Source organism: Pseudomonas sp. GW822-FHT04H02 (assembly GCF_058800645.1).
Genome location: NZ_JBXAMM010000004.1, coordinates 362,211 through 387,797, shown reverse-complemented (window position 1 = coordinate 387,797; position 25,587 = coordinate 362,211). Strand labels below are relative to the sequence as shown.

The following is a 25,587-nucleotide window of genomic DNA, read 5'->3' as shown; positions in this document are numbered from 1 at the left end:
CTGGCTACGTTGATGGCGCGCGAGTAGACCAAGACCGCAGGGGGTGTGTCGATGTTTTTACGTTTTGAGCCGCAGCCGGGAGTGCCATCCCTGGCACTGTTGCGCTTCAGCGCGGGTATGCCGCCCGGCCATGAACCCGCCCCTTGCGCCCCGCCGTCAGGCGATAGGCAATGCCCAGCCAGACAAACCACGCCGGCATCACGCACAGCGCCAGGCGGGTGTCCGGGCGCAGGGCCAGCAGGCACAGGACAAACAGCAGGAAGGCCAGGGCAAACCAGGCCATGGGCACGCCGCCGGGCATCTTGTAGTGCGAACGGGCGTGCAGTTGCGGGTGCTTTTTGCGGTAGGCGATGTAGGACGCGAGGATGGTCGACCAGGTGAAGATCACCAGGATCGCCGACACCGTGGACACCAGGGTGAAGGCGGTCATCACCTCGGGAACCACGTACAGCAGCAACACCCCCAGCAGCATCAGCAGGGTGGTGAAGCTCAGGCTGATGACCGGCACGCTCTGGCCCGACAGGCGCTTGAACAGGCGCGGCGCATTGCCCTGGTCGGCGAGGCCGAAGAGCATGCGGCTGGCCGAGAACACGCCGCTGTTGGCCGAGGAAGCGGCGGAGGTCAGCACCACGAAGTTGACGATGCCCGCCGCCGCCGGGAAGCCGGCAATCAGGAACAGCTCGACGAACGGGCTCTTGTTCGGCGACACCTGCTGCCAGGAGGTCACGGCGATGATGCAGGCCAGGGCCAGCACGTAGAACAGGATGATCCGCAGCGGTATGGCGTTGATGGCCTTGGGCAGGGTGCTGTGAGGGTCGCGGGTTTCCGCGGCGGCGGTGCCGATCAGCTCGGTGCCGGCGAAGGAGAAGATCGCCATCTGGAACCCGGCGAAGAAGCCCAGCAGGCCGTGGGGAAAGGCCGCTTGCCGGTCCAGCAGGTGGCCCAGCGAGGCGGTCACGCCCGAGGGCGAGACGAACGAACTGGCGATCAGCACCAGGCTGACGCCGATCAGGGTGACCACGGCGATGATCTTGATGATGGCGAACCAGAACTCCACTTCGCCGAACAGCCGCACCGTGAGCACGTTGAGGGCGAACAGCGTCAGCATCATGCTGACCGCGGGCATCCAGGCCGGCACCCCGGGGAACCAGTACTGGAAGAAACCGCCCACCACCACGGCGTCGCCCACCACCGCCACGCTCCAGCTCAGCCAGTAGGACCAGCCGAGAAAAAACGCCGCGCGCGGCCCCAGGTAGGCGCCGGCAAAGTCGGCGAAGCTCTTGAATTGCAGGTTCGACAGCAGCAGCTCGCCCATGGCGCGCATCACCAGGTACACGAACAGGCCGATGATCATGTAGATCAGGATGATCGAGGTACCGGACATGGCGATGATCTTGCCCGAGCCCATGAACAGCCCGGTGCCGATGGCGCCGCCCATGGCCATGAGCTGGATATGACGGTTATGCAGGGTGCGTTGCAGCACGGGGCGCGCAGGGGCCCCGAGGGTATCTGGAGTCATCACAAAACCTCTTGATTTTATAGTTGTCGAGTTTTGGCAGTGCAGGGTGGCTGGGGCTGCGCGCTGTGGTTGTAGGTCGGGGTGGCGCAACCGGTTCGGGTTGGGCCGCTGCACAGGGGCACGGGGCGTTTTCCCGTGCAGCGGCCATGGGGGTATTGCCTCAGCCGCTGGCCAGGCGGCGCGGGGCGCCTGTGGCGGCGTCGGGGCCCTGGCCGATCAGTTGGTACAGGTCCTTGATGTTGGCCGGGGTCGGCACCAGGTGGATCCGCTCGCCAATGCCGTGTTCGCGCGCCTGGTCGTGCAGGTAGCGCAGGGACGAGAAGTCCTCCAGGGCAAAGCCCACCGAGTCGAACACCGTGACCTGCCGGGCATGCTCGCGGCCCGGTTCCAGGCCCTGGGCGATGCGGAAGTATTCGGTCACCGCAAAGTCCGCCGGCAACTGCTGGATATCACCCTCGATGCGCGTTTGCGGCTCGAACTCGACGATCACCCGGGCATTGCGCAGGATCTCTGCGTGCAGCTCGGTCTTGCCCGGGCAGTCGCCGCCCACCGCATTGAGGTGCATGCCGGGCTCGATCAGCTCCGGGGTGAGGATGGTGGCGTAGGCCTTGTCCGCGGTCACCGTGGTGACGATGTCGGCGCCCTTGACCGCATCGGCCACCGACTCGGCGATGCGCACCTTCAGGCCCGGCCAGGCTTGCAGGTTGTGCTTGAGCTTGCGGGAGGCGGCCGGGTCGATGTCGAAGATCCGCAGCTCGTCGATGCCGAGCATGTCGTGGAAGGCGATGGCCTGGAACTCGCTCTGGGCGCCATTGCCGATCAGCGCCATGGTTCGGCTGTCCGGGCGCGCCAGGGCACGGGCCACCAGGGCCGAGGTGGCGGCGGTGCGTACCGCGGTGGTCAGGGTCAGTTCGCTGAGCAGCACCGGGTAGCCGCTGTCCACCTCGGCCAGCACGCCGAAGGCCATGACCGTGAGCAACTGCCGGGCCGGATTGCCAGGGTGGCCGTTGACGTACTTGAAGGCGTACTGCTGGCCATCGTCGGCGGGCATCAGTTCGATGACTCCGGTGGGCGAGTGGTTGGCGGTGCGCGGGGACTTTTCGAAGGCTTGCCAGCGCAGGTAGTCGGCCTGGATATAACCGGCCATTTCACGGATCGCCCTGGCGACACCCAGGCGCTTGTACAGCGCCGCTGCCTGATCCACATCGATAAACAAGGTCATGGTGATTTCCCTCTCGGTCGGAACGTTGAACACTGCGGGAGAGCGCGCCTGGCGCGCGCTAGCGGTTGGCATGGCCGTGCAGCACATTGACCGCATTGATGCCGATCTCATCCACCATGTAGCCGCCTTCCATCACGAACAGGGTGGGCGTGCCCACCGTGGCGATGATCTGGCCCATGCCGAGAAAGTCTTCGCTTTCCAGGAGGAAGTGGCTGATGGGGTCGTCCTTGAACGTGTCCACGCCCAGGGACACCACCAGCAGTTCGGGAGCGAAGGCCCGCAACTGTTTGCAGGCCAGCTCCAGCGCTTGGCGGTAGTGCTGCCAGGTGGTGTTCTTCGGCAGGGGCAGGTTCAGGTTGCAGCCTTCGCCGGCCCCGCTGCCGCGCTCGCTGGCATGGCCCGAGAAGTAGGGGTAGGACACGGCCGGGTCGCCGTGCAGCGAGACGAAGAGCACGTCGCCACGGTCATAGAAAATGTTCTGGGTGCCATTGCCGTGGTGGAAGTCCACGTCCAGCACCGCCACCCGCCTGGCGCCCCGGGTGATGGCGTGCTGCGCGGCGATGGCGGCGTTGTTCAGGTAGCAGTAGCCGCCCATGTATTCCCGTGCGGCGTGATGCCCCGGCGGGCGGCACAGGGCGAAGGCGCTGTCCTGGCCTTCATCGATCAGGGCCAGGGCAGTGAGGGCGATATCGGCGCTGGTGCGCACCGCATCCCAGGTGGTGGCGGTGATCGGCGAGCCGGCGTCCATGGCGAAGAAACCCAGCTTGCCGTCGATGAATTCGGGCACCTGCTGGTTGGCCAGGTCGCGCACCGGCCACACCAGGGGCAGGGCGTCGTGGCTGCGGCCGGTGGCGGTCCATTCGCTCCAGGCGTTTTCCAGGAAGCTGACGTAACGTTCGCTGTGGGCGGCCACGTAGCAGGCGCGGTCGAAGCGCCGCGGGCCGATGATCTCGCCAAGCCCCACGTGGCGCACCCGGTCTCGCACCGTGTCGGCGCGGCTGGGTTGCTCGAAGGAGGGCTTGAGCACGCCATCCTTCAATTCGGTGCCATGGTGCAGGCGGTGGGATTCGCTGAAGACGGTAAGCATGCTGAACGCATCCATTGTTATTGTCCGGTGCAAATAGTTTGTTCCGGCATGGCTGCGAATTCTTTGCTTTTTGTTCGGGTGCAATTAGAGTTTTGGGTAATATTTTCCCCGTTGGTGGCTGATTGTGAAAAAAACGACTCGCAGCGTTAACCTCGACGACACCGACCTGGCGATTCTTGCGCTGTTGCAGCAGGACGCGAGCATTTCCAACGCCGAGCTCAGCGAGCGCCTGTCCCTGAGCCTTACCCCCTGCTGGCGGCGGCGCAAGCGCCTGGAGGAGGAGGGGGTGATCAGGGACTACCAGGCCAACCTCGACCGGCGCCTGCTGGGGCTGGACATCCTGGCCTTCGTCCATGTGCGGTTCGCCACCCACTCCGACCAGACCCCGGACGATTTCGAGACGGTGATCATGCGCCTGCCCGAGGTCCAGGCCTGCCACAAGATCACCGGCGACGCCGACTACCTGCTGCAGGTGCTGGCCCGTGACCTGGACAGCTACAGCGACTTTGTCGAGCACGTGCTCAGGCGCCAGCCGGGCATTGCCTCGATCCAGTCCAGCCTGGCGCTGCGCGAGGTCAAGGCCACCAGCCGCCTGGCGATTCCCCAGCCGCCACCCAGGTAGGGCGGCATCAGATTTTCGATTTTTTGTGCCGGGCTATTCAATGATTGCCATGCAGGTACTTTCGGCGCGGTCGTGCGCTCGCGTTCCAGCGAGGCAGGCAACAGCAGTGTTGAGCAGGCCATGGATGCAGAAGCAGCAGCGCCTGGCCGCGGCGCTGCCCCGGCCCCAGGGCCTACTGAAATTCGCCGGACTCCAGGCAGAAGGCGACCAGGGCCTGGTCGCTGTCCAGGTTGAGCTTGCGGATCGCCGAGATCTTCTGCGCACTGACGGTCTTCACGCTGCGCTTGAGGTTGGCGGCGATCTGCATCATTGATTCGCCGCGCACGAAATGCCGCAGCACTTCGTATTCCTTGGGCGTAAGGCTGCTCAGGCCGTCGGCCATGGAGCGCAGCGGGCTGCTGTTGAGCTCGTTCTGCACCAGGCTCGGCGGGTGGTGGATGCGCCCCTGGCGGACGTTCTCCAGGGCGCTGAGCAGCTCGCTCATGTCATGGCGCTTGGGCAGTACCGAGCGCACGCCGATGTCATACAGCGCGGCCACGATCATCGGGTTGGACATCATGGTCAGCACCAGCACCTGGACCCTGGGGAAGTGCCGGATCAGGTAGGTCACCAGGCGTATGCCATCGCCGAAGGTCGGGTCGCCCTCCATGAAGTAGTCGGTGATGACCACGTCGATCCGCGGGTCATCCGAAAGTTGCTGGACCAGGGCACTGGGGGTGGTGACAGCCGCCACCACCTCGTACTGGCGGGTCTTTTTCAACAGGTCGCTGACGGCAGCGAGCACCAGGGGATGATCGTCGGCCAGGGCAACGCGTATTTTTTTCATGGTGGACACGATCCGTTGTCAAAAGGGAATGCGTAGAAATGCGGGTACTACGAGCGTTCATTCGGGCTGGCTGATGTTCTGCAAGGCGTGCAGCAGCGTCAGGCTATGCGCGTGCGTGGTGGGCGTCAAACCGCTCTGGCGCAAGCTCTGCCCCAGGTCGTGCAACTGCAGGATCAGCCCTTCGTGGCCAGCCACCGCGAGGGACCCGCGGACTCGGTGCAGCAGTTGGAAGATGCGGTCGTAATCCTGCTGTTCGAGGGCCTGGCGCAAGTGTTCGATATCCTGGCTCATGGTGCGGGCGAACAGCTCACGCAGGTTCGACGGCAAGGTGCCCGGTTGTGGGGCGCTTGCCGCGGGTGTGGGGGCGGGGCCGGGTTCCGGGGCGAGGCTGGTGAGCCGTGCCAGGCTCGCGCGCAAGGTCTGCAGCGGCACCGGCTTGACCAGCCAGGCATCCATGCCGCTGGCCTTGCAACGTGTCTCTTCATCACACATGGCGTTGGCGGTGATACCGATGATCGGCCGGTCATCGCCGGTAGCGCGCAGGATGCAGGTGAGTTCGTAGCCGTTCATGCGTGGCATGTTGACGTCGGTTAGCAGCAGGTCGTAGTCGCCAATCCGCCACAGGTCCAGGGCTTCGGCGCCGTCGGCGGCAAGGGTGTTGCGACAGCCCAGTTGCTGCAACTGATGGCTCAGGGTTGCCTGGTTGATCGGGTTGTCCTCGGCCACCAGCACGTTGAGCCCCAGCGGTGCCTGACTGGCGATGTGCGCTGGCGGCGGGTCTAGCACTACGACGCTGTCGGGTTCACCACCCAGGGTGCGTTCCAGCAGGCGGCCGATAGCGTAGAAGTCGCAGGCATCGGCCAGACCGGCACCTGGGGCCTGGCCACCGAGGTCGATGCAGACCAGTCCGTAGGGTGGCGGTTCAGGCGTCCCGTGGCTGTCACCGAACAGTCGCAGGAGTATGCCCCGGCCCTGGAGCGCAGGGGCCAAGTCTTCCAGCGGCGAGGCCTGGGCCTGCCATTTCTGCAGCCACTGGCAGAGGTTTTCGGTGAGTTCGTGGTGCGGGCTTTGCACGTAGATCCGAGCGCCATCGAGGTCGGGCTGGCGTTCGCCGTCAGGATCGCTGGCCACCGGCAATTGCAGCTGCATGGAGAAGCTGCTACCCAGGCCCAGCTCGCTGGTCAGGTGGATCTGGCTGCCCATCAGCGCCGCCAGCTTGGCGCAGATCGACAGGCCCAGGCCGGCGCCGTGCACGGTGTGGGAATGGGCGTCGATCTGGTAGAAGGGCACGAACAGTTGCTGCTGTTCTTCCTTGCCGATACCCATACCGGTGTCCGCCACCTGCAGCGACAGCAGCACCTGTCCCTGGCTGCCGGGCTCGGCCCGGGCACGCACTATCACCTGACCTGAGTGGGTGAACTTGATCGCGTTGCTGATCAGGTTGTTGAGGATCTGGCTGATTCGCCCCGGGTCACCGAGCAGGGCCTGGGGCAGTTGCGGGTCGACCCAGGAAAACAGCAGCAGGCCCTTGTTCCGCGCGGCGTCGACAAAGCTGGCGGTGCACTGCTGGACCAGTGCCCTGGGGTTGAACAGCTGGTCGCCCAGAGACAGTTGGCCGGACTCGATGCGGGTGATGTCGAGGATGTCGCTGATGATCTGCAACAGCAGCCCGGAGGACACCTGGATGCGTTCGAGCAATTGGCGCTGCTCGCGGTCCAGATCGGTCAGGCTCATCAGTTCGAGCGAGCCCAGGACCCCGTACAGCGGCGTACGGATCTCGTGGCTCATGGTGGCGAGAAACACCGACTTGGCGCCGTTGGCCTTGTCGGCGGCCTGTTTCGCCTGGGTCAGTTGCTGCTCCATCTGCGCCCGCGCGCTGAGGTCGGCGAAGGCGCAGATCAGCACCTCCTGATTGCGGTAGCGGGTCGGCGCGTAGGCGATGTAGAACGAGCGTCCGTCATAGCTCTGGTAGTTCTCGATTTCCCCCGGCTCACGGGCCTGGGTGATCTGCTCCAGCAGCTCGCTATCCAGCCCGCTGGCATCCAGGCTTTGCCCGACCTGGGTGACGAACCACTTGAGGGCCAGGTTGTTGGCGAAGACGATCCGCCGGTCTTCGCGGCTGAGCACGCACAGGGCCACTGGCGTGGTCTCCAGCAGGGTGCGGCTGAACTGATGGTTTTCCACCAGCTCGGCGTGAGCCTGTTGCGCCGGCGCTATGACCCGGCGCTGGTACCAGCGCGCATAGACCCTGGCGGCCAGGGGGCTGAGCAACAGCAGCAGGAAGATCGCCGCCAGGGACCAGGAGTGGCCGAGGAACAGGGTGCGGTAGCTCAACAGGTAGTAACCGCTCCAGTGGCCACTGGCGTCGTTGATCTGGAACAGCAGGCCGTCGCTGCGTACGTTGGCCCCCTCGTGCAGCGCCAGGGGCGCCGGTTCATCCCCCAGCAGCAGGCCGTCGAGCCGGCCCTGCAGCCAGAACTTGTCGTAGAAGTGCCGCCGCTGCGGCGTGGTGAAGACGTTGATGCGGTCCCTGTAGGTGAGGCAGGCAGCATAGGTGCCGGAACTCTGCAGGCCGCTGCCGGGGGCAAGGTTGTGCAGGGCGATGAAGGCGATCATGTGCTGGGGAAAGTCCTTGAGACGGATCCAGCGGATCGCGTCGCTGTCGCTGCTGGTAGCGCTGGCGCGCACCGCATGCAGGCCTGCCAGGACCAGGGGGGTGGTCAGCCGCGGCCAGCGGCTGCCGATGGTGGGCACGGTAAAGCTGCTGCCGGCACCGGCGTCCACCACCAGCAGGGCCGAAGCGGGAAAGCTCGAGCGCACCCAGAAGCTGGAGTAGAGATCGGCCAGGTAGCGCCCAAGGCCGGCTGCTGCAGCGCTCTGGTGGGGGCATTGGGCCTGGTCCTGGCAGACCAGGGTGAAGGGGGTTTCCACTGAGGAGGGGTTGCCCTGGAACAGGGTCGCGCCCACCGCCTCCTGTTGCTCCATGAGGTGGAAGAGCTGCGCCGGATCCTGGTCCGCGTCCTTGTATTGCAGGCGCTTCTCGCCGGCCAGCCGCTGGAGCAGGGCTTGCTGCTCGCTCATGTAGCGGGTCAGCAGTTGGAAGTCCACGGCAATCCGTTCCTGTTCCTGGCGGATGATCCGCTGGCCGCCCCAGAACAGCGCGCCGCCCATGACCAGCAGCAACGGCAGAATGAGGAACAGCACGAGATTCAATCGTCGGAAGTTTTTCGCGATGCGGCGTAGCGGGATGTCTGGCATGGGAGAGAGGAGGCGGGCCGGGTAGGTGACGAAAAGGGTGGAGTAACAGTGCATCCCAGCAGTTGTGTGAAGGCGTCCAGCTCCAATGCGGCGGAAATAAGATACCCCTGGGCACTGTCGCAGCCAATCTGGCGCAGAAATTCCAGGTCACGGGCCGATTCCACGCCCTCGGCCACCACTTCCAGGCCCAGTTGCCGGCCCAGTTGCACCGCCGCCACCAGGGCTGCGGCGCGGGCATCGTCGGCTGCGGCGCCATGCACGAAGTGGCGGTCAATCTTCATCTCGGTAAAGGGCGTGGAAATCAGGCTGTACATGGAACTGTAGCCCATGCCGAAATCATCCTGTGCCAGGCCGAAGCCTTTCAGGCGCAGACGGCTGGCGCCCATATGATACTGCCCGGGGGACAGTGGCCGCTCGGTTTCCAGCAGCTCGAAGCAGATATCGCTGGTGGCCAGCCCCGAGGCGAGGGTGATCTGCTGCAACTGGTCGGGCAGGCCGGGGTCGTCCAGCAGTCCGGTGGGCAGGTTCACCGAGACGGTGAGGCGATGGCCCAGGCGCTGCCAGTGCTGCTGTGCCTGGATGGCCTGGCCGAGCATCAGCAGCAACAGCGCATGGTCCAGCTGGCAGCGGCTGATGGAGGCAAGGAACGAGTCCGGCATCAGCAGCCCGAAGGACGGACTGTTCCAGCGCACCAGGGCCTCCGCGCCGACGATCCGGCCAGTGCTCAGCGAGCGCCGGGGCTGGAACCGGGCCTTGAGCTCGCGGCGTTCGATGGCCCGCTCCAGGACCTGGCGGTCGAACACTGCCTCGTGCTCGGGCCGGGCTGCCAGCACCGGGTCCTGGCTGTTGCCGATGATGGCGCTGATCTGCTCGACGTGGATCGCTTCCAGAGGCTTGGGGAAGGTGCCGAGTACCGCCAGGCCTTTCTCCTTGGCCATCAGGCTGACGCTGTTCATCAACCGCCGCGAGCAGGACGAGACGATGGCCAGGATCGGCACCTGGTCGACACCGGTCAGGGCATGGATGAACTGCACTCCATCCATTTCCGGCATGTGCAGGTCCACCAGCACCAGGTCGTAGACCTGGCGGTGCAACATGGCCAGGGCCTCGCGCGCATCGAGAGCGCTGTCCACTGGGCCGAACCCGGCCGCGTGCAACAGTTGCCGGGCCTGCTGGCAGTGGATCGGATGGTCGTCCAGCACCAGGACTCGCAGGGACTTGAGCGTGCTCACATGACTTTCCTCTTGATGGATTGCAGTACTTCGCTCAAGGCGTCCAGAGGTACTGGCTTGATCAGCAAATGACGGATTCCGGCGGATTCGCAGCGGCTGCGCAGCACCGGGGAGAGTTCACCAGTGATGCCAATGATGGGCCCGTGGAACCCCTGTTCACGTAGGGCCCGAGCAAACGACAGACCGTCCATTGGATCCATCTGCAAATCGGTCAGCACGCCGTCGAAGGACAGCAGGTCGGTGCGTTTCAAGGCATCGACGGCGCTGGCGCAGGCCACCATCCGGTTGCCCAGGTAGCGGCCCTGCTGAAAGATCACCTGCAGCGACAGGGGGCTGTCGTCCACCGCCAGCAGCTTGAGGTCCAGGCTCGGGGCCAGGGCTTCGGGGGAGGCGAAGCACCGTTCGGCAACGATGCCGGACTGGGCCTGGGCCACGGCGTTGCGCAGGCTGTCGAGGCTGAAGGTGCGGGCCACCCAGCTGTCGCCGGCCAGGCGCTGCGGCGGGCCCATGCCGGGGGCGTGCATGAGCACCCGCGGGCCGCTCCAGGCCACTGGCCGCGAGGGGCCGAGAAAGGCTTCCACCAGCACCGCCTTGCGGGTCGGCGGGTCGCGTTCGGCCACATAGGGAATCGCCAGGGCGCCCCAACGGCGCAACCAGTGGCAGAGATTGAGAGTCACTTCCTGGATGTCCCCGCGCACATACACCGGGGTCACCCCCAGGCGCGGCAGGTCCGCTGCAGCAGCGGCGGTGCAGGGCTCCAGGGCCAGGGTGAAACTGAAGCTGGAACCCAGCCCAGGCTCGCTGATGGCGCTCAACTCGCCCTGCATCATGTGCGCCAAGCGTTGGCAGATGGCCAGGCCCAACCCGGTGCCCGAGGCCTTCTGCCCCAGCCAGCCGGGCACCCGGTAATAGGGCTCGAACAGGTTGGCCTGGAACTCCGGGGCGATCCCCGGGCCGCTGTCCACCACCTGGAAACGCAGGCTAGGCGCTCGGTTTGGGGCTGGTTCGGCATGCAGGCGCAGTACCACATGGCCGGACTCGGTGAACTTGATGGCATTGCTCACCAGGTTGTTGAGGATCTGGCGAATGCGCTCGCTGTCGCCCACTACCCGCTCGGCGACATCCGGGTCGAGGGTCACGTACAGGCGCAGGCCCTTGCTGCGGGCCCGGGCCGAGTAACTGAAGGCCACTTCTTCCACCAGCCGCACCGGGGAGAAGGGGGCGCTGGTGAGGCTCAGGCGGCCGGACTCGATCAGTGACATGTCGAGGGTGTCGTTGATGGTTCGCATCAGCGCCGAGGATGCTTGCTGGGTGGCTTCCAGGTAGTCGCCCTGCTGGGCGCTGAGGGCGGTGGTGCGGAGCATTTCCAGAGAGCCGAGGATGCCGTACATGGGCGTGCGGATCTCGTGGCTCAGGGTGCTGAGGAACAGGGTCTTCTCGCGGTTGGCCTGGTCCGACAGCTGCTTGGCCTGCAGCAGTGACTGCTCGGCAACCTTGAAGTCGGTGACGTCGCTGATGCAGCACAGCACCGCCGCCACACCGTTGTAGCCGGTGGGTGCGCAGGTCAGCTGGATGAAGGTGCCGTCTTCCAGGGCATGGTCGATGGCGTGCACCCGGGTACGCGGTTGGCCAAGGATGCGCTCGCGCAAGCCGGGCACCGAGGCCAGCCAGCGTCGCCCGGATTCGTTGCACAGGATCAGCCGGCCGTTGTCGCGACGCATCAGACACAGGCCCACCGGCGCTACCTCGATGAAGCGCCGGTTGAGGGATACGCTGTCCGCCAGGGCACTGTAATGGCGCACTGCGGGCTCCACCAGGCGCAGGCGGATGTAGCGCGCGCCGAAGAAGATTGTCGCGAACAGCAGCAGGGTCACCAGCAGGGTGCTGTACAGCGGGCCAGCGCTGTCCTGCAGCAGTTGGCTGACCGGCGCGTAGTACACCAGGCGCCAGCCGGCGTTGCCCACGGATTTGTTCAGCACGATGTAGTCGGGCAGCACGCCCAGGCGATGCAGGCCAAAGGAGTCGGCGTCGGCCTGCAGGCGCGACAGGCTGCCGGGCACTTGCCAGTTGGCGCTGTGCAGCACCAGCGCGCCCTCGGCGTCATACAGTAGGTATTTGCCCTGGTGCAGGCCCTGGGGGTCGAGAGCCAGGTCGATCTCGGTCAGCTCCAGGCCGAGCCAGCCCTCGTTGGCCTGAAGCTCGTCCACCGGGCGCAGCAGGTACACCTGCTGGTTGCCGTCGGTGCCGGCCGAGTACCACAGGGTTCGGGCTTGCGGGTGCTGAGCCAGCATGTCCTGCGCGGCGCGCTGGTCAAGTTGCTTCAGCCAGGGGGTATCGAGCGCCCGGATGGAGTGGAGTTTGCCGCGCAGGCCCGGTGGCTCATAGAGGGGTGTGACTAGGCCTTGTTCCGGCACCAGGTACAGCAACTGGCTGTGGGTGTTGTCGATCTCCACCAGGTCTCGTGCGGTCAGCGCCAGGGCCCAGCGCCGCGCCGGGTTATTGCCGAACGGCAGCACCCTAAGTTGTTTATTACTTGCCAGGAAGTTGCGGCTGAAAGAACTAAGCCGATCATCGCTAGTAGTCACCGCAGAAGACGAAATCGCCTTGAGTAGACTCTCCCTCTGACCGAAGAATTGTTGGGCGTTAAATACCGCGGCATTCATCTGGCGTCGATAGCTGGAGAGTGTTTCATTAAGTGACCAGTGAATAACGAAGCCGGCGATGATCAGGACGCAAGTTAGCAGGCTGTACACGAACAGGCGCAGCAAGACCACCGGAATACAGGCTTCGGAGAAGTGGCGGATCAGGGCGGGGAAGTGGGCTTGTGTAGGCATCGGCCCATAATAAAGAGAACTATCTATACCAATCTTCAGAATATTCTTAATGCCTGGGGTTTGAGAAAATTCTCATTTTTCGTTTTGATCTTCGACTACAACATGCCGGCCTTCTTCTGGTGTTCTAGTACGAAGGCTTTAAAGTTATGGTTCTGGTTAAGAAGACGATAAGTCTCGCGGTTAGTTCCGCGCTATCGTTGCTGACGCTGGTTGCTCAGCCGGCAACCGCTGCCGACTATGAAAAGATCGACTTGTCCTCTCCCGAAGGTGAATCCCTGACTCTGGATGACGTAGGTATCGATTACACCGGCCAAGGTCCGGCCGTGCGGGTGAGCGGTGCACAGAACCAGTTGCAAGGTCAGAACTATGACATCCAGATCACGCCGGACAGCTCCCACAGTTCTGTGGTGGGCGTGCAGGTGGATGCCGGCGGCAAGGCCGAACTGAGCGGCGTGAGCATCCGCGCCGGCGACTCTGATTACGCCACCGGGGCCCAAGCCACCGGCGCCGGCAGCCAGCTGACCCTGAACGATGTGCAGATCACCACCAGCGGCTACCAGAGCCGCGGGGTGGAGGCCAGGGCCGGCGGCCAAGTGCAGCTGGCCGGCGGCGCCATCACCACCTCGGGCAACCAGGCGGATGTCTTGTATGCCACCGGCAAGGGCTCCAGCATCCAGGCCTCGGACCTGACCCTGAGCACCACCGGAACCGGTTCGGTCAATGTGGTGAGCATCGCCGATGGTGCGTCCATCGATTTGCAACGGGTCAGTATCCATTCCAACGGGTTCATTGGTGCGGTGGTGGTGGAGGGTGTTGGTTCCTCTCTCAGTGCCGACGGGGTTGACATCACCTCCGAAAGCGGCCGCGGCATTGGCGTGAACAGTGCCGCTCTGAGCTTCCACAACGGCAGCATCAACGCCTTGGGCGACGGCATCACCTTGAGCGGCGTGTACCAGAAACCGGGCGGCACGGCGGTGGTCAGCAATAGCCGAATCACCTCGCAGAACGGCTACGGCATCAACGTCAACGCCAGCCAGGCCAGCGCCGACCTGGACAACCTGCAGATCACCACCCTGGGCGACCATGGATCGGCGATCTGGATGCCGGGCAACAACACCCGGGTCGACGTCAAGAACAGCATCCTGGAAACCCAAGGCTCTAGTGCAGCGGCCATCGACAACCGTGGCGGCGTGTTCACCATGGACGGTGGTGTCATCAGCACCCTTGGCGACAACTCCCATGCCCTGTACGCCTCGCCGGACACCACAAACAGCCCCGGTGCGGTGTTCAACGTCAGCCGCGTGCTGATCGAAACCAGCGGCCGGGGCTCCGTGGGGGCGCTGGCCCGCATGGCGGGGGCGAGCATCAGCCTGAGCAACAGCAGCGTCGTCACCCACGGCGACCTGGGCTATGGCCTGTTCGCCTCGGGCCGCGGTGCCAGCGTGGAGCTGCAGGACAGCGACGTGCAGACCGCCGGCGAGCAGGCTCACGGCCTGGCCATCAGCAACAACGCCACGACCCGCTTCCAGGGCTCGACCGTGGTCACCAACGGCAGCAACGCCCATGGCATCGTCAGTTTCGCCACCGGCGCCGGGGTGGTGAACGATGTGGAGGTCACGTCCAGCCATATCCAGACTGAAGACGGCGCCGGCATCCTGGTCAACGGCGGAGGCCTGACCACGCGCTTTACCGACAGTAGCCTGGTGGGCCGCAGCGGTGGCGAGCAGGGCACCGCGCTGTGGATCACCGACCGCGCCAGCGGGGTGCTGGCCGGTGCGGTGCAACTGGACGCCGTGCGCTCGAACCTGTTCGGTGATGTGCTGGTGGACGGCGGCAGCCTGCAACTGTCCCTGTCCGACCACTCCAGCCTGGACGGGGCGATCAAGGGCGGCAGCCGTGATACCCAACTAAGCCTGGACGACAGCAGTGTCTGGACCCTGCGCGGCGACTCCCAGCTCACCCGCCTGGCCAACAACGGCGTGGTGGAGTTCGCCGATCCCGGCCTGGCGGGGGCCTTCAAGCAGTTGCAGGTCAGTGGCGACCTCGAGGGCGACGGCCACTACATCATGAACACCGACCTGGGCCTGCAGCAGGGTGACCGGTTGATCGTCGGCGGCCAGGTCACCGGTAACAACGACATTCTGGTGCGCAACTCCGGCAGCGAACCGGGGGCCGAGGGCCAGAGCCTGACCCTGGTGCAAAGTGCCGGCGGCCCGGGTTCGTTCAGCCTGGCCAACCGCGGTGGGGTGGTGGATGCCGGGACCTATCGCTACGGTCTTGCGGCCGATGCCCAGGGCAACTGGAACCTGGTGAACGTCGGCCGTACCCAGCCGGCGCCGGGGCCGGACAACCTTTCCACCGGCGCCAGCGCGGCGGTCAACAGCAGCGCCATCGCCACCTTGCGGGCCACCTGGGATGCCGAGCGGGCGACCCTGGTACAGCGCCTCGGCGACCTGCGCCAGGGGGCCGATCGCCAGGGTCTGTGGATCCGTGGTTTCGGCCAGCAGCAATCCCTGGACAACGGCGTTGGCCGGACGTTTTCCCAACAGGTACAGGGCACGCAACTGGGCATGGACACCCGGCTCGACACCGCCGGTGGCACCCTGGTGCTTGGCGCGCTGGCCGGCTACAGCCAGACCGATCGCAACTTCAAGGGCGAGGGCAGCGGCAAGCTCGACAGCTACCACCTGGGCGGCTATGCCACCTACCTGGATGACTCGGGCTGGTATACCGATACCTTGCTGACCCTGAACCGCTGGTCCACCCGCCTGGATGTATGGGGCACCGACGGCGCCAAGGTCTCCGGGCATTCACGCAGCAAGGGCGCGGGCCTGTCGGTGGAAGCCGGCAAGCAGATCGATCTGGGCAACCGCTGGTTCGTCGAGCCCCAGGCGCAGGTTTCCATGCTCTATGCCCGCTCCGACAACTACCGCCTGGACAACGGCTTGCAGGTGCAGCCCGGCGATGGGCTGTCGACCCAGATTCGCACCGGTGCCCGGGCCGGGCGTAACCTGCAGCTGCAAGATGGCACACGCTTGCAGCCCTACCTCAAGGCTGGCTGGGTCGAGGATCTGTCGGCGCAGAACAAGGTCCGCACCAACGGCATCGCCAGCCGTCCCGATGGCAACGGCGGTGGCTGGTATGCCGGGGTTGGCGTGACCGGTGAGCTGAGCCGCCAGCATCAGGTGTATGCCGAGGTCGAGACCAGCGAAGGCTCGAACATCGACCGGCCCTGGGCCGCCAACCTCGGTTACCGCTTCACGTTCTGAGGGGCACTGGCGCTCGCCGCGAGTGTCTGGCGCACCCCTTCGGTATAGGACGTCTTGGCGATCGGCCCGATCAGAGCTTGCAGGGCCGAGTCGTCGAGGATCAGCGGCGAGCTGATCAGGTAATGCATCTCCACCATCTCGCGCAGCAGCGGGTCGAACAGCCCCAGCAGGCGCAGCAGGGGCTTGCCGATCACCCGCTGCTTGAAGCGGGTACCGCCGTGCTGCCGGATCAGCTCCAGCAGCTCGCGCTGGCTGGTGACCCCGGCGCCGCCCAGGTGCCAGGTCTTGCCGAAGGCTTCGGGCTGCTGGATCAAGCGGCAGACCACCGGCCCCACGTCGGGAACGAAGACAAACTCATGGGGCCGGTCCAGGGGGCCTACCAGGTTCGCCGTGCCGCCCTGGACCGCGGCCTGGAACGCGCCGTGCAGCAGGCTTTTATCGACCCCGGGCCCGTAGAAGTCCGGCAGGCGCAGCACCGTGGCCTGGATCTTGCCGTCGGCATGGGCCTTCCATAGCAGGTCTTCCTGGGCCTTGCGCATGCGGCCCTTGAAGCTGTTGGGCTGGCGCGGATGCTGCTCCGCCACCGGGTTGCTGCGAGCCATGCCGTAGGGATAGACGGTGCCGATCAGCAGGATCCGGCGCACCCCGGCGGCGATGGCGCCGTCCAGGGTCTGGCGCATCAGTTGCGGGTGCAGTTCGAAGCGCCAATAGTCCACCCCCACCAGATAGATCAAGGTGTCGATGCCGGCTGCTGCGGCCTCGACCGAGGCGGGCTGGTCGGGGTCCCAGGTGACCGGCTCGGCCAACGGGTCGGCGCCATAGGCCTTTAGCAGGCTGCTCTGGCTGCGGCCCACCACGCGGTAGGGCTGGCCCTGGCTGCGCAGGGTCCGGGCAATGCTCTGGCCAATGGCGCCGACGGCGCCGAACAAGGCTACTTGGGGCATGACGGGGTTCCTCGTGGATGAACAGAGCTTGCAGAGTGCGAGTTCCTCGGCTAAATGGAAATTGCCCAGACTTCGATGGTTTCTATAAAAAAATGCATAGCCCCACGGATACTCCCCCCCACTGGGACTGGTACCGCACCTTTCTCGCAGTGCTGGACAGTGGCTCCCTGTCTGCCGCCGGCCGTGCCATGGGTTTGACCCAGCCCACGGTGGGCCGGCATATCGACCAGTTGGAAGCGGCCCTGGGCCTGAAGCTGTTCACCCGTTCCTTCGACGGATTCGCCGCCACCGAAGCGGCGCTGGAGCTCAAGCCCTACCTGCTGCAGCTGGCGGCGGGGGAGGCGGCCTTGCGCCGGGTGGCCAGCAGCCATGGCGCCGGGGTGCAGGGCAGTGTGCGGATCTCGGCCAGCGAAATCATCGGGGTGGAGGTGTTGCCGCCGATTCTCGCCACCTTGCGCCAGCAGCATCCGCAGTTGGTGGTGGAGCTGGTGCTGTCCAACCGTGCCGACGACCTGCTGCAACGCCAGGCCGATATTGCCGTGCGGATGTTCCGCCCGACCCAGGAAGCGCTGCTGGTGCGCCGGGTCGCCGACATCGAACTGGGCCTGCATGCCCACCGGGACTATCTGCAGCAGCAGGGCACGCCGCTCTCGCTGGAGCAGTTGGCCGGGCACGCCCTGATTGGCTTCGACCGTGAAACCGCGTTTATCCGCCGCCTGCAACAGCAGTACCCGATGCTGGCCCGGGGCGCCTTCGCCTGGCGCAGTGACAGTGACCTGGCGCAGTTGGCGGCATTGCGCGCGGGGTTTGGCATTGGTGCCTGCCAGGTGCGCCTGGCCGAAGCTGATCCACGCCTGGTGCGGGTCCTGGCGGAGCAGTTCGCACCGAGCCTGGAAGCCTGGGTGGCGATGCATGAAGACCTGCGCAACAGCCCGCGCTGCGCGGTGACCTTCGCCGCGCTGGTGCAGGGGCTGGCGGCCTATGCCGGGGGCGATTGACCGCCAGGGTGTCGGCAAGGGTTGCCAGGTGGCCCCGGCAGCGGTTTATCATACGCTGTATGTTTAAGCCCCCAGGAGGCAACGCCCATGGTATTCGGCAAGGTATTCATCGCCACCTCGGTCGATGGTTTCATCGCCCGCAACGACGGTGCCATCGACTGGCTGCCCAGTGGCGAGTCCGGTGAGGACTACGGCTACGGCGCCTTCATGGCGTCGGTGGACGGAATTGTCATGGGCCGTGCTACCTACGACAGCGTGCTGGGTTTCACCCCCTGGCCTTTCGACAAGCCGGTGGTGGTGCTCAGCCGCACCCTCAGTACGCAGGACGTGCCGCAGCGCCTGGAGGGCAAAGTACGCATCAGCGCGCTGCAACCGGTGGCGCTGGTGGCGCAGTTGCGGGCCGAGGGCTGGAGAACCGCCTACATCGATGGCGGCACCCTGATTCAAGCCTTTCTCCAGGCCGGGCTGATCGATGAAATGACCCTGACCCGGGTGCCGGTGCTGCTGGGCACGGGCCGCCCCCTGTTCGGCGCACTGCCCCGGGACCTGCACCTGCGCTGCGTCGATTCCCGGCGGTATCCGGATGGGCTGGTGAGCACCCGCTACCGGGTGGAGCGGGGCGCCGTCCATGACTGACCGGCCCAAGCGCAGCGGCCGCCCTGCCGCAGGGCGTGAACTGAGCCTGGACCAGGTTCTCGACGTGGGCCTGGAGCTGCTGGAGGAGCTGGGGCCCCAGGGGTTCGGTGGCCGGGCCCTGGCGCGGCAGCTGGGGATTACCCCGATGTCGGTGGCCTACCACGTGGGCGACCAGCGCAACCTGATGCGCCTGCTGGTGGAGCGGGTGCACGCCGAGCCGCTGGCCGAGCCGGCAGCGCAGTGGCCACCCGAGGCAAGAATCCAGGCGCTGTTGGGGGAGTACATGGCCCGGGTCCGCCGCCATCCGGCGCTGACCCTGTGCGTTCTCGGTGACCCGCAGCTGTTCGGCGGCTCCCTGGCCACCTTCAGCCAGCGCTTGCGCGAGGAAGTACGGGCCTTCGATGCAGACCCGGCGCTGTTCGACCTGCTGGTGGACTACAGCCACGGCCACGCCCTGGCGCTGGCCCTGGCCGGGGAGGGCGCGCAGGCGCTGGAGGGCGCTTTCGAAGCGGGGCTGCGCCGCTTGCTGCGCTAAGCGGCTTTCTACAGGGCGCCGGCGAGCATCGCGGCAAAGCGCCGGGCTGGCCATTCCTTGCGGTCCGACACCTGGCCGTCGCCCACCTCCACGAGGCGCAGTACGCCGTCGGCCCGCAACACCACATCCACCGAGAAGAACCGACTGTCGATCAGTGCCGCGCATTCGTGCACCAGCGCCGGTACTTCACCGCTAGCACCGTAAGCCTGGCCGTTGAGGACGAAGTAGCGGCGCTCGGTGTCATCCTGGTAGTCCTCGCGACGCCTGACGCAGACACCACCTTCGATCTGGCCGCGATACTGGCGCATGCGTTCGATCAGTGGCGCGATATCCGCGGGGGTGTGCACCAGGCTACCGCTGCCGGTGTTCAGCGATTTGACGTAGTCCTTGATGAAATACCCCGGCCAGTGGAGGTCCGCCAGGGCCTGGGTGAAGTTGGCGTCGGCCGCCAGCACCCGGGTTTCGCAAGTGAAGCGGGCCAGCCGCGGATACCACTGGGGCAAGTGATGGCAGTCCCGGTAGTCGGCAACGCTGGTGAAGGCAACGGCGCCCAGGCGTTGCAGATGCTCCACCAGTTCGCGGTAGCCTTCGGGCGTCAGCATCCAGCCGCGGTACAGCACCGGGGTGCCTCCTTCGAGGGCTGGCCGCGCCCGGAAATTGCCGCTCTCGAAATCCTCGAAGGAAAATAGCGAAGCGCTCAGGCCGGCGGCCAGAATCGCCTGGTATTCGTCGAGGTACTGCTCGTCCGGGCGCTTCGGGTCGAAGGGGTCGCTGGGGTAGAGAAGGTGCATGGCGAATCCTGCCGGTGAGGGTTTGCCCGGGCCCATGGGCGCCGGTGAAGTGAGATGGCGGCCGATGATAACGGGATTTTCCAGGGCAATCCTCTCGGCCCGGGCGTTCATTACATCCCTGCACCTTTGTTCACAGAAAATCACCGACCCACGACAGATTCCAACACCGCTGCTGGGGATACTGGCGCCTGCTCCGCCGGAGCGCCAAGGACCGACGTGACTGGAGAACCCCATGCGTAGACTGTTGACCGCCGTACTGATCTCGACCCTGGGGGCGGCCTCTCTGGTTCGTGCCGATGGACCAGCGCCATTTTCCAAGGTGTTCGAGGATATTTCGGCCGACCAGCCCGGCTGCGCCGCCGGGGTGATGCGCGGCGGCAAAGTGATCTGGAGCGCAGGCTATGGCGCCGCCGACCTGACCACCGGAGCGGCGATCCAGGCCGATACCCTGTTCAACCTGGCGTCGGTGTCCAAGCAGTTCACCGGCTTTGCCATCCTCCAACTGCAAGCCCAGGGGCGCCTGAGCCTGGAGGACCCGGTGCGGCGCTTTCTGCCGGAGCTGCCGGCCTATGCCCAGGGCATCAGGATCCGTCACCTGTTGCACCACACCTCAGGGCTGCAGGACTACATGCTGCTGGCCGAACTGGCGGGGATTCCCCTGAGCCAGCGCTTTACCCAGCAACAGGCCCTGGACCTGCTGGTGCGCCAGAACAGCCTGATGTTCCCGCCCGGCAGCGAATTCAGCTACAGCAACAGCGGCTACGTCCTGCTGTCGAGCATCGTCGAGCGAGCCAGCGGCCTGTCGCTGAAACACTACTCCCGGGCGAACATCTTTTTGCCCCTGGGCATGGATCACTCAAGCATCGTCGATCAGTACCCGGTGCAGTTGCCGAACCTGGCCCGGGGCTATGAACCGGGCGGGCAGGGCAAGGCCCAGGTGGCGGTGGATGCGCGCTGGGAGCAGACCGGCGACGGCCAGGTGCACAGCAATGTGGCGGACCTGATGCGGTGGTTGCGCAACCTATCCACCGGGCGGGTCGGGGGCAAGGCGCTGGTGGAGAACATGCGCCAGACCGAGCCCCTGAACGACGGTGATCCCGGCTATTACGGCATGGGCCTTGCCAACCGCAGCTACCGCGGGCTGCAAGAGCTGTCCCACAGCGGCGGCTGGGCCGGTTTCAACACCGACGTGGCCTGGTACCCCAAGCTCGATGTGGCCACGGTGGTGCTGTGCAACAGCGATGACGGCCGTGCCTCGGAGCGCGGCCGCCAGTTGCTCGATACCCTGCTGGGCTCGCCGGCGCCGTCCGGGGAAGCGGACATTCCTCCGCCACCCCCGAGCATCCGGGCGCTGCCCAAGGCCTCGCTGAAAACGCTGGTGGCCGGCACCTACCTGGACGATGGCGGCCATCAGTTGCAGCTGCGGCGCAGCGGCAAGGGTTGGAGCCTGGAAACCTTCCCCGACGTCCTGCCGCTGACCCGGCAGAGCGATGAGGTGTTGGTGGCGGACAACGACGGCACCCCGATCTACCTCGCGGCGGCCCCGGGAGGGCGGATCGCGCTCAACAACCCGGCCTCGACCTATGCCCTGGCCCCGCCCTGGAAGCCCGATGATATCCGCCCCTACGTCGGCCTCTATACCCTAGAAACCAGCCCCGGACAGCTCAAGGTCCATGCCCGGCAAGGCAAGCTTTATGTACGCATCGGCCTGTACACCTACCCGATGCAGCCCCTGACCGCTGAGCGTTTCAGCGCCGGGGAACTGGGGGTGCTCAGCTTTGCCGAGCAAGGCGCGGTGCTGACCAGCAGCGTGGCGCGCAATCTGCGGTTCGGGAAAGTCTTTGCGCCATAGCACGATACGCAGGCCGCAGGTGTCTGTACGCGCTTCATATCTTGCCTTTCTTGATGGCCAGGGCCAGGGCCTGGTGCTTGTTGGGGCTGTCGAGTTTTTGCAGGATCTTGGCGATGTGGTAGTCGATCGAGCTTTTGCTCAGGTGCATGCGCATGGCGATATCGGTGGAGGACATGCCATCGGCGGTGTAGCGCAAGATATCGATCTCGCGATCATTCAGGGCTTGCTGATGATCGTTGAAGATGCGCTGCAGGGAGTGTTGGCGGTTGATGTAGTCGATCAGCTTGGCGTAGACCTTGAGGACGCAAGCCGACCAGTCGAGGGGGTCGACGCCTTGCAGGGAACCCTGCTTCAACGAGGCGATCGACAACACCCCGTAGTTGCCGAAGCTGCAGGGCAGGCCGATGCTCATCCCGGAAAGAAAGCCATAGTCCTTGCCCGCCTGGAGAAACAGTTTGCTCTCGATGAAGTCGTCGCTCCATATCGTCGGGAAGTAGGGGGTCGGAGAATGGATCTTCAGGATCGGGTCCACTATCCAGAATTTTTCCGCTTCGTAGTCCCGGCGCCAGGCGTAGCTGTAGCTATCGATGTTGTAGACAACTTTGCTGTGGGACTTCAGATCCGAGCGCAGTATGAAAGAGAACTCGGTGTGGTTGGTTTCTCGTTCCAGCTCGGTCCTGATCTCATCACATAACTTGCTCGGGATATTGACTCTCTTGAACTCTATCTCGGGCGATCTTCTCGTATAACGTCCCATTTTCTACTCCTTTAGAATCGGCCTGAAAAATGCGTGGGGAAAGGCCAGAAGTGCGCTTTTCCGAACTCAAGCCGGGACTTGATCCGCACCTCGTGGTGTTTGATCAAGTTGCCTTGGAGGTTCCAGTGTAGTTGCTGGCGAGCGTTTGAAAATGCTGCGAAGGGACGCTGCATACTCCTTGGAATCAGTGCCGGAACTGTTCTGTCAGGTTCTATGAAGTGGGTACTGATGAATTTTGCGGGCACCGTTGAGCGGGGCCGAATGAGCCCCGGGAAGAGGGCGCAAGGAGTCAACTTGTTTGGCAATAGACGCCATTCTGGATATGCAGAAAGATTATCGAAAAGAGGACCGGTAGGCCGTCTCGAAAAGTGCGGGAGGAAGATTTGGTAAAAGTACCAATTTCAGCTTGATTGGGTCGCTTTATAGTCGTTTTCAGCAAGTTGCCATAGCGACTTAGCTGGCAAGAAAACCGTGACCCAACTCTGGAAAAAAGGACTTTGAAATGAACTCGAACCCTGCCAACAAAGTGACTGAAGAACAAAAAAATGCCTTGTTCGTGCTGTCCAAGGTCGCCTATGACGCCGCCGTCGCCCAACGTGTCGAGATGGCCGCAGGCAAACCCGGCCTGGCCTCCTCGCTGAGCCAGCAGCCGCATCCCCAGTCGCTGTGCGGTTGTGGCTGCCAGGAGTATGTGTGCGGCTACTACTGCTTCAGTACCCAGGGCTGTGGATGCAGCAGCTACCTTTACATCAGCTCGAACCTGACCACCATCGGCCCGACGCAAAGCCAGGGCATGCCCGCGCATTTCAACGGCAGCGCGAACGGGCCGATGAACGCCGGCATCAACCTGTCAGATGTCTACATGAGTGGGGTGTTCCCGGATGTCAACAGCGTGGTCAACCACACGTTGCCATTCAACCTGGAGATTTCTTCGGGGGCGGTCACCATGACGTTTTACGACCAGGGGCGGGTGCTGGGGGTGATGCACTCGCTGCCGGGGCACTACTACAACGGCTATTTCCATGGTAGTGGCACCGGGACCTTCACTCTGGCCTGATGGCTGGAGCCTGGTGGACCACCTGGGGCAGGCGAGCCTATTGCTCGCCTGCGTCTTTTTATGCGGTACACGCCGAGGCTCAAACCCGCCGGCTACGGCCCAGCAACCACAACAGGTAGAAACCTCCCAGCAGGCCGGTCATCAGGCCGATGGGCAGGTTGGCGTGGAACGCCAGGCGCTGGCTCAGCAGGTCTGCGGCCAGGAGCAATACCGCGCCCATCAGCGCGCCCGACCCCAGCGGCACTTCGGCGCTGCGGGTCAGGCGCCGGGCCAGTTGCGGGCCGGCCAGGGCGATAAAGGCGATGGGCCCGGCAGCAGCGGTGGCGATGGCAGTGAGGCCGACGGCGGCCAGGACCATGATCAATCGGGTGTGCTCCACCGCGACCCCCAGTTGGCTGGCGGTGGCGTCGCCCATTTCCAGCAGGTTGATGCGCCGGGCGTGGTACAGGGCGATCGGGGCGATCAGCAGCAGGTCCAGGGCTGCCGGCAGTACATGGGACCAGGTGCGGGTGTTCAGCGAGCCGGCCAGCCACAGTTGGGCGAACATCGCCTGGTCGAGGTTGCCGCTGACCAGCAGGATGCTGTTCAGGCCGGACAGGCTGGCGCCCACGCCGATGCCCACCAGCACCAGGCGATAACCCCCGCTGCTGTGGCCGTTTCGCGCCAGCAGCAACACCAGCAGGGCGGTGCCCAGGCCGGCCGCCACTGCTGCCAGGGACGTGGCCAGGGGGCCGGCATCGAACAGCATGATCTGCACGATGGCGCCACTGGCGGCGCCGGTGGTGAAGCCGATCACGTCCGGCGAGCCCAGGGCATTGCGCGAGATCGACTGGAAGATCGCCCCGGCCATGCCCAGTGCCGCGCCCACCAGGGTCGCGGTCAGGGCCCGGGGCAGGCGCACGCGTTGCAGCACCCGCTGGGCGGTGGGGTCCTGGCCCTGGCCCAGCAGGTTGGCCAGCACCTGTTCCGGGCCCAGTGACAGGCTGCCGGTACCCAGCAGCAGCGCCCAGAGCAGCAGCATCGCCACCAGCAGCACGGCGCAGACCAGGGCCGTGCGCGGTTGCCAGCGCAGCGAGAGCGAGCCCAGGCGCAGGGCCTTGAGCCCCTTCACAGGCGGCTCAGGCGAAAGCGCCTGACCAGTACGATGAAGCACGGCCCACCCAGCAGCAGGGTGATGATGCCGGCGGCGATTTCTTCCGGCGCTGCCACCACCCGGCCGAGCACGTCCGCCCCCAGCAGCAGGCCGGCGGCCAGCAGCGCCGAGTAGGGCAGGATCCAGCGGTAGTCGGTGCCCACCAGCATCCGCGCCAGATGGGGCGCCACCAGCCCGACAAAACCGATCGGCCCGGCCACGGCGGTGGCGGCACCGGCCAGCAGCATCACCGCCAGGCAGGCCAGTAGCCAGGTCAGGCGCAGGTTCACTCCCAGGGCGCGCCCCAGGTCCTGGCCCAGGGCCAGGGCGTTGAGCTGGGCGGCGATCCCCAGGGCCAGGGCCAGGCCCAGCGCGATGGCCAGGGCCGGAACCTGCAGCAGGGCGAAGCCGCTGCCGGACAGCGAGCCCGCGGCCCAGTGGCGAAAGTGATCGAAGACCTCGGGCGGGCTGTTGAGCACGATGATCCCGGTCAGTGAAGTCAGCATCACCGACAGCCCGGCGCCGGCCAGCACCAGGCGCACCGGGTTGGTCCCGGTCTCATGGGCCTGCCCCAGCAGGAACACCACCACTCCCGCCAGCCCGGCGCCGCCGAACGCCAGCCACAGGTACTCGGCCAGGCTGGTCAAGTGCAGCAGCGCCACGCCGCCGATCACCGCCACGGCGGCGCCGGCATTGATGCCCAACAGGCCCGGTTCGGCCAGCGGGTTGCGAGTCACCGCCTGCATCACCGCGCCGGCCACCCCCAGGGCGAGGCCGGCCAGCAGGGCGATCAGGGTCCGGGGCAGGCGCAGTTCACGCAGGATCAGGTGCTGGTCGTTGTGCAGGTCGGGTGCCTGCAACGCCTGCCAGGTCACGCTCAGGGGGATCGCCCGGGAGCCGATGGCCAGGCTCAGCAGGGCCAGCACCAACAACAGCAGCAGCCCGGCCAGCAGGCCCCAGGTGCGGTGGTGAGGGCGCGACAGCGGTCGGGCCAGGGGCTGGGCAACGAGGTTCAT

19 protein-coding genes are annotated in these 25,587 nt (G+C 65.4%); 7 read left to right on the top strand and 12 right to left on the bottom strand.

What is annotated here, in order from left to right:
- Positions 1 to 106: 106 nt before the first annotated feature.
- The 3 genes from AC1RMG_RS19195 to AC1RMG_RS19185 form a co-directional block, all read right to left on the bottom strand.
- A complete protein-coding gene (locus tag AC1RMG_RS19195; protein WP_041118874.1) occupies positions 107 to 1,519 on the bottom strand; it encodes an amino acid permease in 1,413 nt (470 codons plus the stop codon).
- 160 nt (positions 1,520 to 1,679) lie between these two features.
- Positions 1,680 to 2,741 (bottom strand): ornithine cyclodeaminase, encoded by a 1,062-nt coding sequence (gene ocd / locus AC1RMG_RS19190; protein ID WP_103290009.1) that lies wholly within the window; start codon positions 2,739 to 2,741, stop codon positions 1,680 to 1,682.
- A gap of 58 nt (positions 2,742 to 2,799) precedes the next feature.
- Positions 2,800 to 3,828, bottom strand: coding sequence for a histone deacetylase family protein (locus AC1RMG_RS19185; protein WP_026020116.1), 1,029 nt, complete (start codon positions 3,826 to 3,828; stop codon positions 2,800 to 2,802).
- Positions 3,829 to 3,949: 121 nt separating this feature from the next.
- Here AC1RMG_RS19185 and AC1RMG_RS19180 point away from each other — a divergent pair, with 121 nt between their 5' ends.
- A complete protein-coding gene (locus AC1RMG_RS19180; protein WP_493170255.1) occupies positions 3,950 to 4,450 on the top strand; it encodes an Lrp/AsnC family transcriptional regulator in 501 nt (166 codons plus the stop codon).
- Positions 4,451 to 4,622: 172 nt separating this feature from the next.
- On the opposite strand, the gene AC1RMG_RS19175 is transcribed toward AC1RMG_RS19180, so the two are convergent.
- Genes AC1RMG_RS19175 through AC1RMG_RS19160 form a run of 4 tightly spaced genes read right to left on the bottom strand, consistent with a single transcriptional unit; the run spans position 4,623 to position 12,600 of the window.
- A complete protein-coding gene (locus AC1RMG_RS19175; protein WP_011061914.1) occupies positions 4,623 to 5,276 on the bottom strand; it encodes a response regulator in 654 nt (217 codons plus the stop codon).
- A 57-nt stretch (positions 5,277 to 5,333) separates the two neighbouring features.
- Positions 5,334 to 8,480: a hybrid sensor histidine kinase/response regulator gene (locus tag AC1RMG_RS19170; protein ID WP_493169952.1), complete on the bottom strand. Its 3,147-nt coding sequence runs from the start codon at positions 8,478 to 8,480 to the stop codon at positions 5,334 to 5,336.
- A gap of 5 nt (positions 8,481 to 8,485) precedes the next feature.
- Positions 8,486 to 9,766 carry an EAL domain-containing response regulator gene (locus AC1RMG_RS19165; RefSeq protein WP_493169950.1) on the bottom strand — a complete coding sequence of 427 codons (1,281 nt, stop codon included), beginning with the start codon at positions 9,764 to 9,766 and terminating at the stop codon, positions 8,486 to 8,488.
- On the bottom strand, positions 9,763 to 12,600 hold the full coding sequence (locus tag AC1RMG_RS19160) for an ATP-binding protein (RefSeq protein WP_493169948.1): 2,838 nt from the start codon (positions 12,598 to 12,600) through the stop codon (positions 9,763 to 9,765). The genes AC1RMG_RS19165 and AC1RMG_RS19160 overlap by 4 nt, the downstream gene beginning before the upstream one ends.
- Positions 12,601 to 12,851: 251 nt before the next feature.
- Between AC1RMG_RS19160 and AC1RMG_RS19155 the strand changes: the two genes are divergently transcribed.
- On the top strand, positions 12,852 to 15,869 hold the full coding sequence (locus tag AC1RMG_RS19155; RefSeq protein ID WP_493169946.1) for an autotransporter outer membrane beta-barrel domain-containing protein: 3,018 nt from the start codon (positions 12,852 to 12,854) through the stop codon (positions 15,867 to 15,869).
- Here AC1RMG_RS19155 and AC1RMG_RS19150 read toward each other — a convergent pair.
- Positions 15,851 to 16,813, bottom strand: a complete 963-nt coding sequence (locus AC1RMG_RS19150; protein WP_183001479.1) for an SDR family oxidoreductase — start codon at positions 16,811 to 16,813, stop codon at positions 15,851 to 15,853. The two genes, AC1RMG_RS19155 and AC1RMG_RS19150, sit on opposite strands and share 19 nt — an antisense overlap.
- A 92-nt stretch (positions 16,814 to 16,905) precedes the next feature.
- Between AC1RMG_RS19150 and AC1RMG_RS19145 the strand changes: the two genes are divergently transcribed.
- The 3 genes from AC1RMG_RS19145 (at position 16,906) to AC1RMG_RS19135 (ending at position 18,982) form a co-directional block, all read left to right on the top strand.
- Entirely contained in the window at positions 16,906 to 17,811 is a 906-nt protein-coding gene (locus AC1RMG_RS19145; RefSeq protein WP_011061908.1) for a LysR family transcriptional regulator, read from the top strand.
- 87 nt (positions 17,812 to 17,898) lie between these two features.
- Positions 17,899 to 18,447, top strand: a complete 549-nt coding sequence (locus tag AC1RMG_RS19140; RefSeq protein WP_493169943.1) for a dihydrofolate reductase family protein — start codon at positions 17,899 to 17,901, stop codon at positions 18,445 to 18,447.
- Positions 18,440 to 18,982 carry a TetR/AcrR family transcriptional regulator gene (locus AC1RMG_RS19135; RefSeq protein WP_015636058.1) on the top strand — a complete coding sequence of 181 codons (543 nt, stop codon included), beginning with the start codon at positions 18,440 to 18,442 and terminating at the stop codon, positions 18,980 to 18,982. The genes AC1RMG_RS19140 and AC1RMG_RS19135 overlap by 8 nt, the downstream gene beginning before the upstream one ends.
- A gap of 8 nt (positions 18,983 to 18,990) precedes the next feature.
- On the opposite strand, the gene AC1RMG_RS19130 is transcribed toward AC1RMG_RS19135, so the two are convergent.
- Entirely contained in the window at positions 18,991 to 19,773 is a 783-nt protein-coding gene (locus tag AC1RMG_RS19130; RefSeq protein WP_401017865.1) for an ATP-grasp domain-containing protein, read from the bottom strand.
- 232 nt (positions 19,774 to 20,005) lie between these two features.
- Here AC1RMG_RS19130 and AC1RMG_RS19125 point away from each other — a divergent pair, with 232 nt between their 5' ends.
- Positions 20,006 to 21,625: a serine hydrolase domain-containing protein gene (locus AC1RMG_RS19125; protein WP_125063356.1), complete on the top strand. Its 1,620-nt coding sequence runs from the start codon at positions 20,006 to 20,008 to the stop codon at positions 21,623 to 21,625.
- A gap of 34 nt (positions 21,626 to 21,659) precedes the next feature.
- On the opposite strand, the gene AC1RMG_RS19120 is transcribed toward AC1RMG_RS19125, so the two are convergent.
- Positions 21,660 to 22,382, bottom strand: a complete 723-nt coding sequence (locus tag AC1RMG_RS19120) for a helix-turn-helix transcriptional regulator (RefSeq protein ID WP_011061904.1) — start codon at positions 22,380 to 22,382, stop codon at positions 21,660 to 21,662.
- 502 nt (positions 22,383 to 22,884) lie between these two features.
- Between AC1RMG_RS19120 and AC1RMG_RS19115 the strand changes: the two genes are divergently transcribed.
- On the top strand, positions 22,885 to 23,439 hold the full coding sequence (locus AC1RMG_RS19115) for a hypothetical protein (protein ID WP_019094352.1): 555 nt from the start codon (positions 22,885 to 22,887) through the stop codon (positions 23,437 to 23,439).
- A gap of 79 nt (positions 23,440 to 23,518) precedes the next feature.
- Here the strand turns inward: AC1RMG_RS19115 and AC1RMG_RS19110 are convergent, their stop codons facing one another.
- Complete coding sequence (locus AC1RMG_RS19110) at positions 23,519 to 24,550, bottom strand: FecCD family ABC transporter permease (protein WP_493169940.1); 1,032 nt, start codon at positions 24,548 to 24,550, stop codon at positions 23,519 to 23,521.
- Complete coding sequence (locus tag AC1RMG_RS19105) at positions 24,547 to 25,587, bottom strand: FecCD family ABC transporter permease (protein ID WP_015636053.1); 1,041 nt, start codon at positions 25,585 to 25,587, stop codon at positions 24,547 to 24,549. Before AC1RMG_RS19105 ends, AC1RMG_RS19110 begins: the two co-directional genes overlap by 4 nt.

Bases quoted from the DNA above. Each gene is read 5' to 3' on its own strand.
- AC1RMG_RS19195 (WP_041118874.1), bottom strand. From the start codon at position 1,519: ATGACTCCAGATACCCTCGGGGCCCCTGCGCGCCCCGTGCTGCAACGC.
- ocd (WP_103290009.1), bottom strand. From the start codon at position 2,741: ATGACCTTGTTTATCGATGTGGATCAGGCAGCGGCGCTGTACAAGCGC.
- AC1RMG_RS19185 (WP_026020116.1), bottom strand. From the start codon at position 3,828: ATGCTTACCGTCTTCAGCGAATCCCACCGCCTGCACCATGGCACCGAA.
- AC1RMG_RS19175 (WP_011061914.1), bottom strand. From the start codon at position 5,276: ATGAAAAAAATACGCGTTGCCCTGGCCGACGATCATCCCCTGGTGCTC.
- AC1RMG_RS19160 (WP_493169948.1), bottom strand. From the start codon at position 12,600: ATGCCTACACAAGCCCACTTCCCCGCCCTGATCCGCCACTTCTCCGAA.
- AC1RMG_RS19150 (WP_183001479.1), bottom strand. From the start codon at position 16,813: ATGCCCCAAGTAGCCTTGTTCGGCGCCGTCGGCGCCATTGGCCAGAGC.
- AC1RMG_RS19145 (WP_011061908.1), top strand. From the start codon at position 16,906: ATGCATAGCCCCACGGATACTCCCCCCCACTGGGACTGGTACCGCACC.
- AC1RMG_RS19140 (WP_493169943.1), top strand. From the start codon at position 17,899: ATGGTATTCGGCAAGGTATTCATCGCCACCTCGGTCGATGGTTTCATC.
- AC1RMG_RS19135 (WP_015636058.1), top strand. From the start codon at position 18,440: ATGACTGACCGGCCCAAGCGCAGCGGCCGCCCTGCCGCAGGGCGTGAA.
- AC1RMG_RS19130 (WP_401017865.1), bottom strand. From the start codon at position 19,773: ATGCACCTTCTCTACCCCAGCGACCCCTTCGACCCGAAGCGCCCGGAC.
- AC1RMG_RS19125 (WP_125063356.1), top strand. From the start codon at position 20,006: ATGCGTAGACTGTTGACCGCCGTACTGATCTCGACCCTGGGGGCGGCC.
- AC1RMG_RS19120 (WP_011061904.1), bottom strand. From the start codon at position 22,382: ATGGGACGTTATACGAGAAGATCGCCCGAGATAGAGTTCAAGAGAGTC.
- AC1RMG_RS19115 (WP_019094352.1), top strand. From the start codon at position 22,885: ATGAACTCGAACCCTGCCAACAAAGTGACTGAAGAACAAAAAAATGCC.
- AC1RMG_RS19105 (WP_015636053.1), bottom strand. From the start codon at position 25,587: ATGAACCTCGTTGCCCAGCCCCTGGCCCGACCGCTGTCGCGCCCTCAC.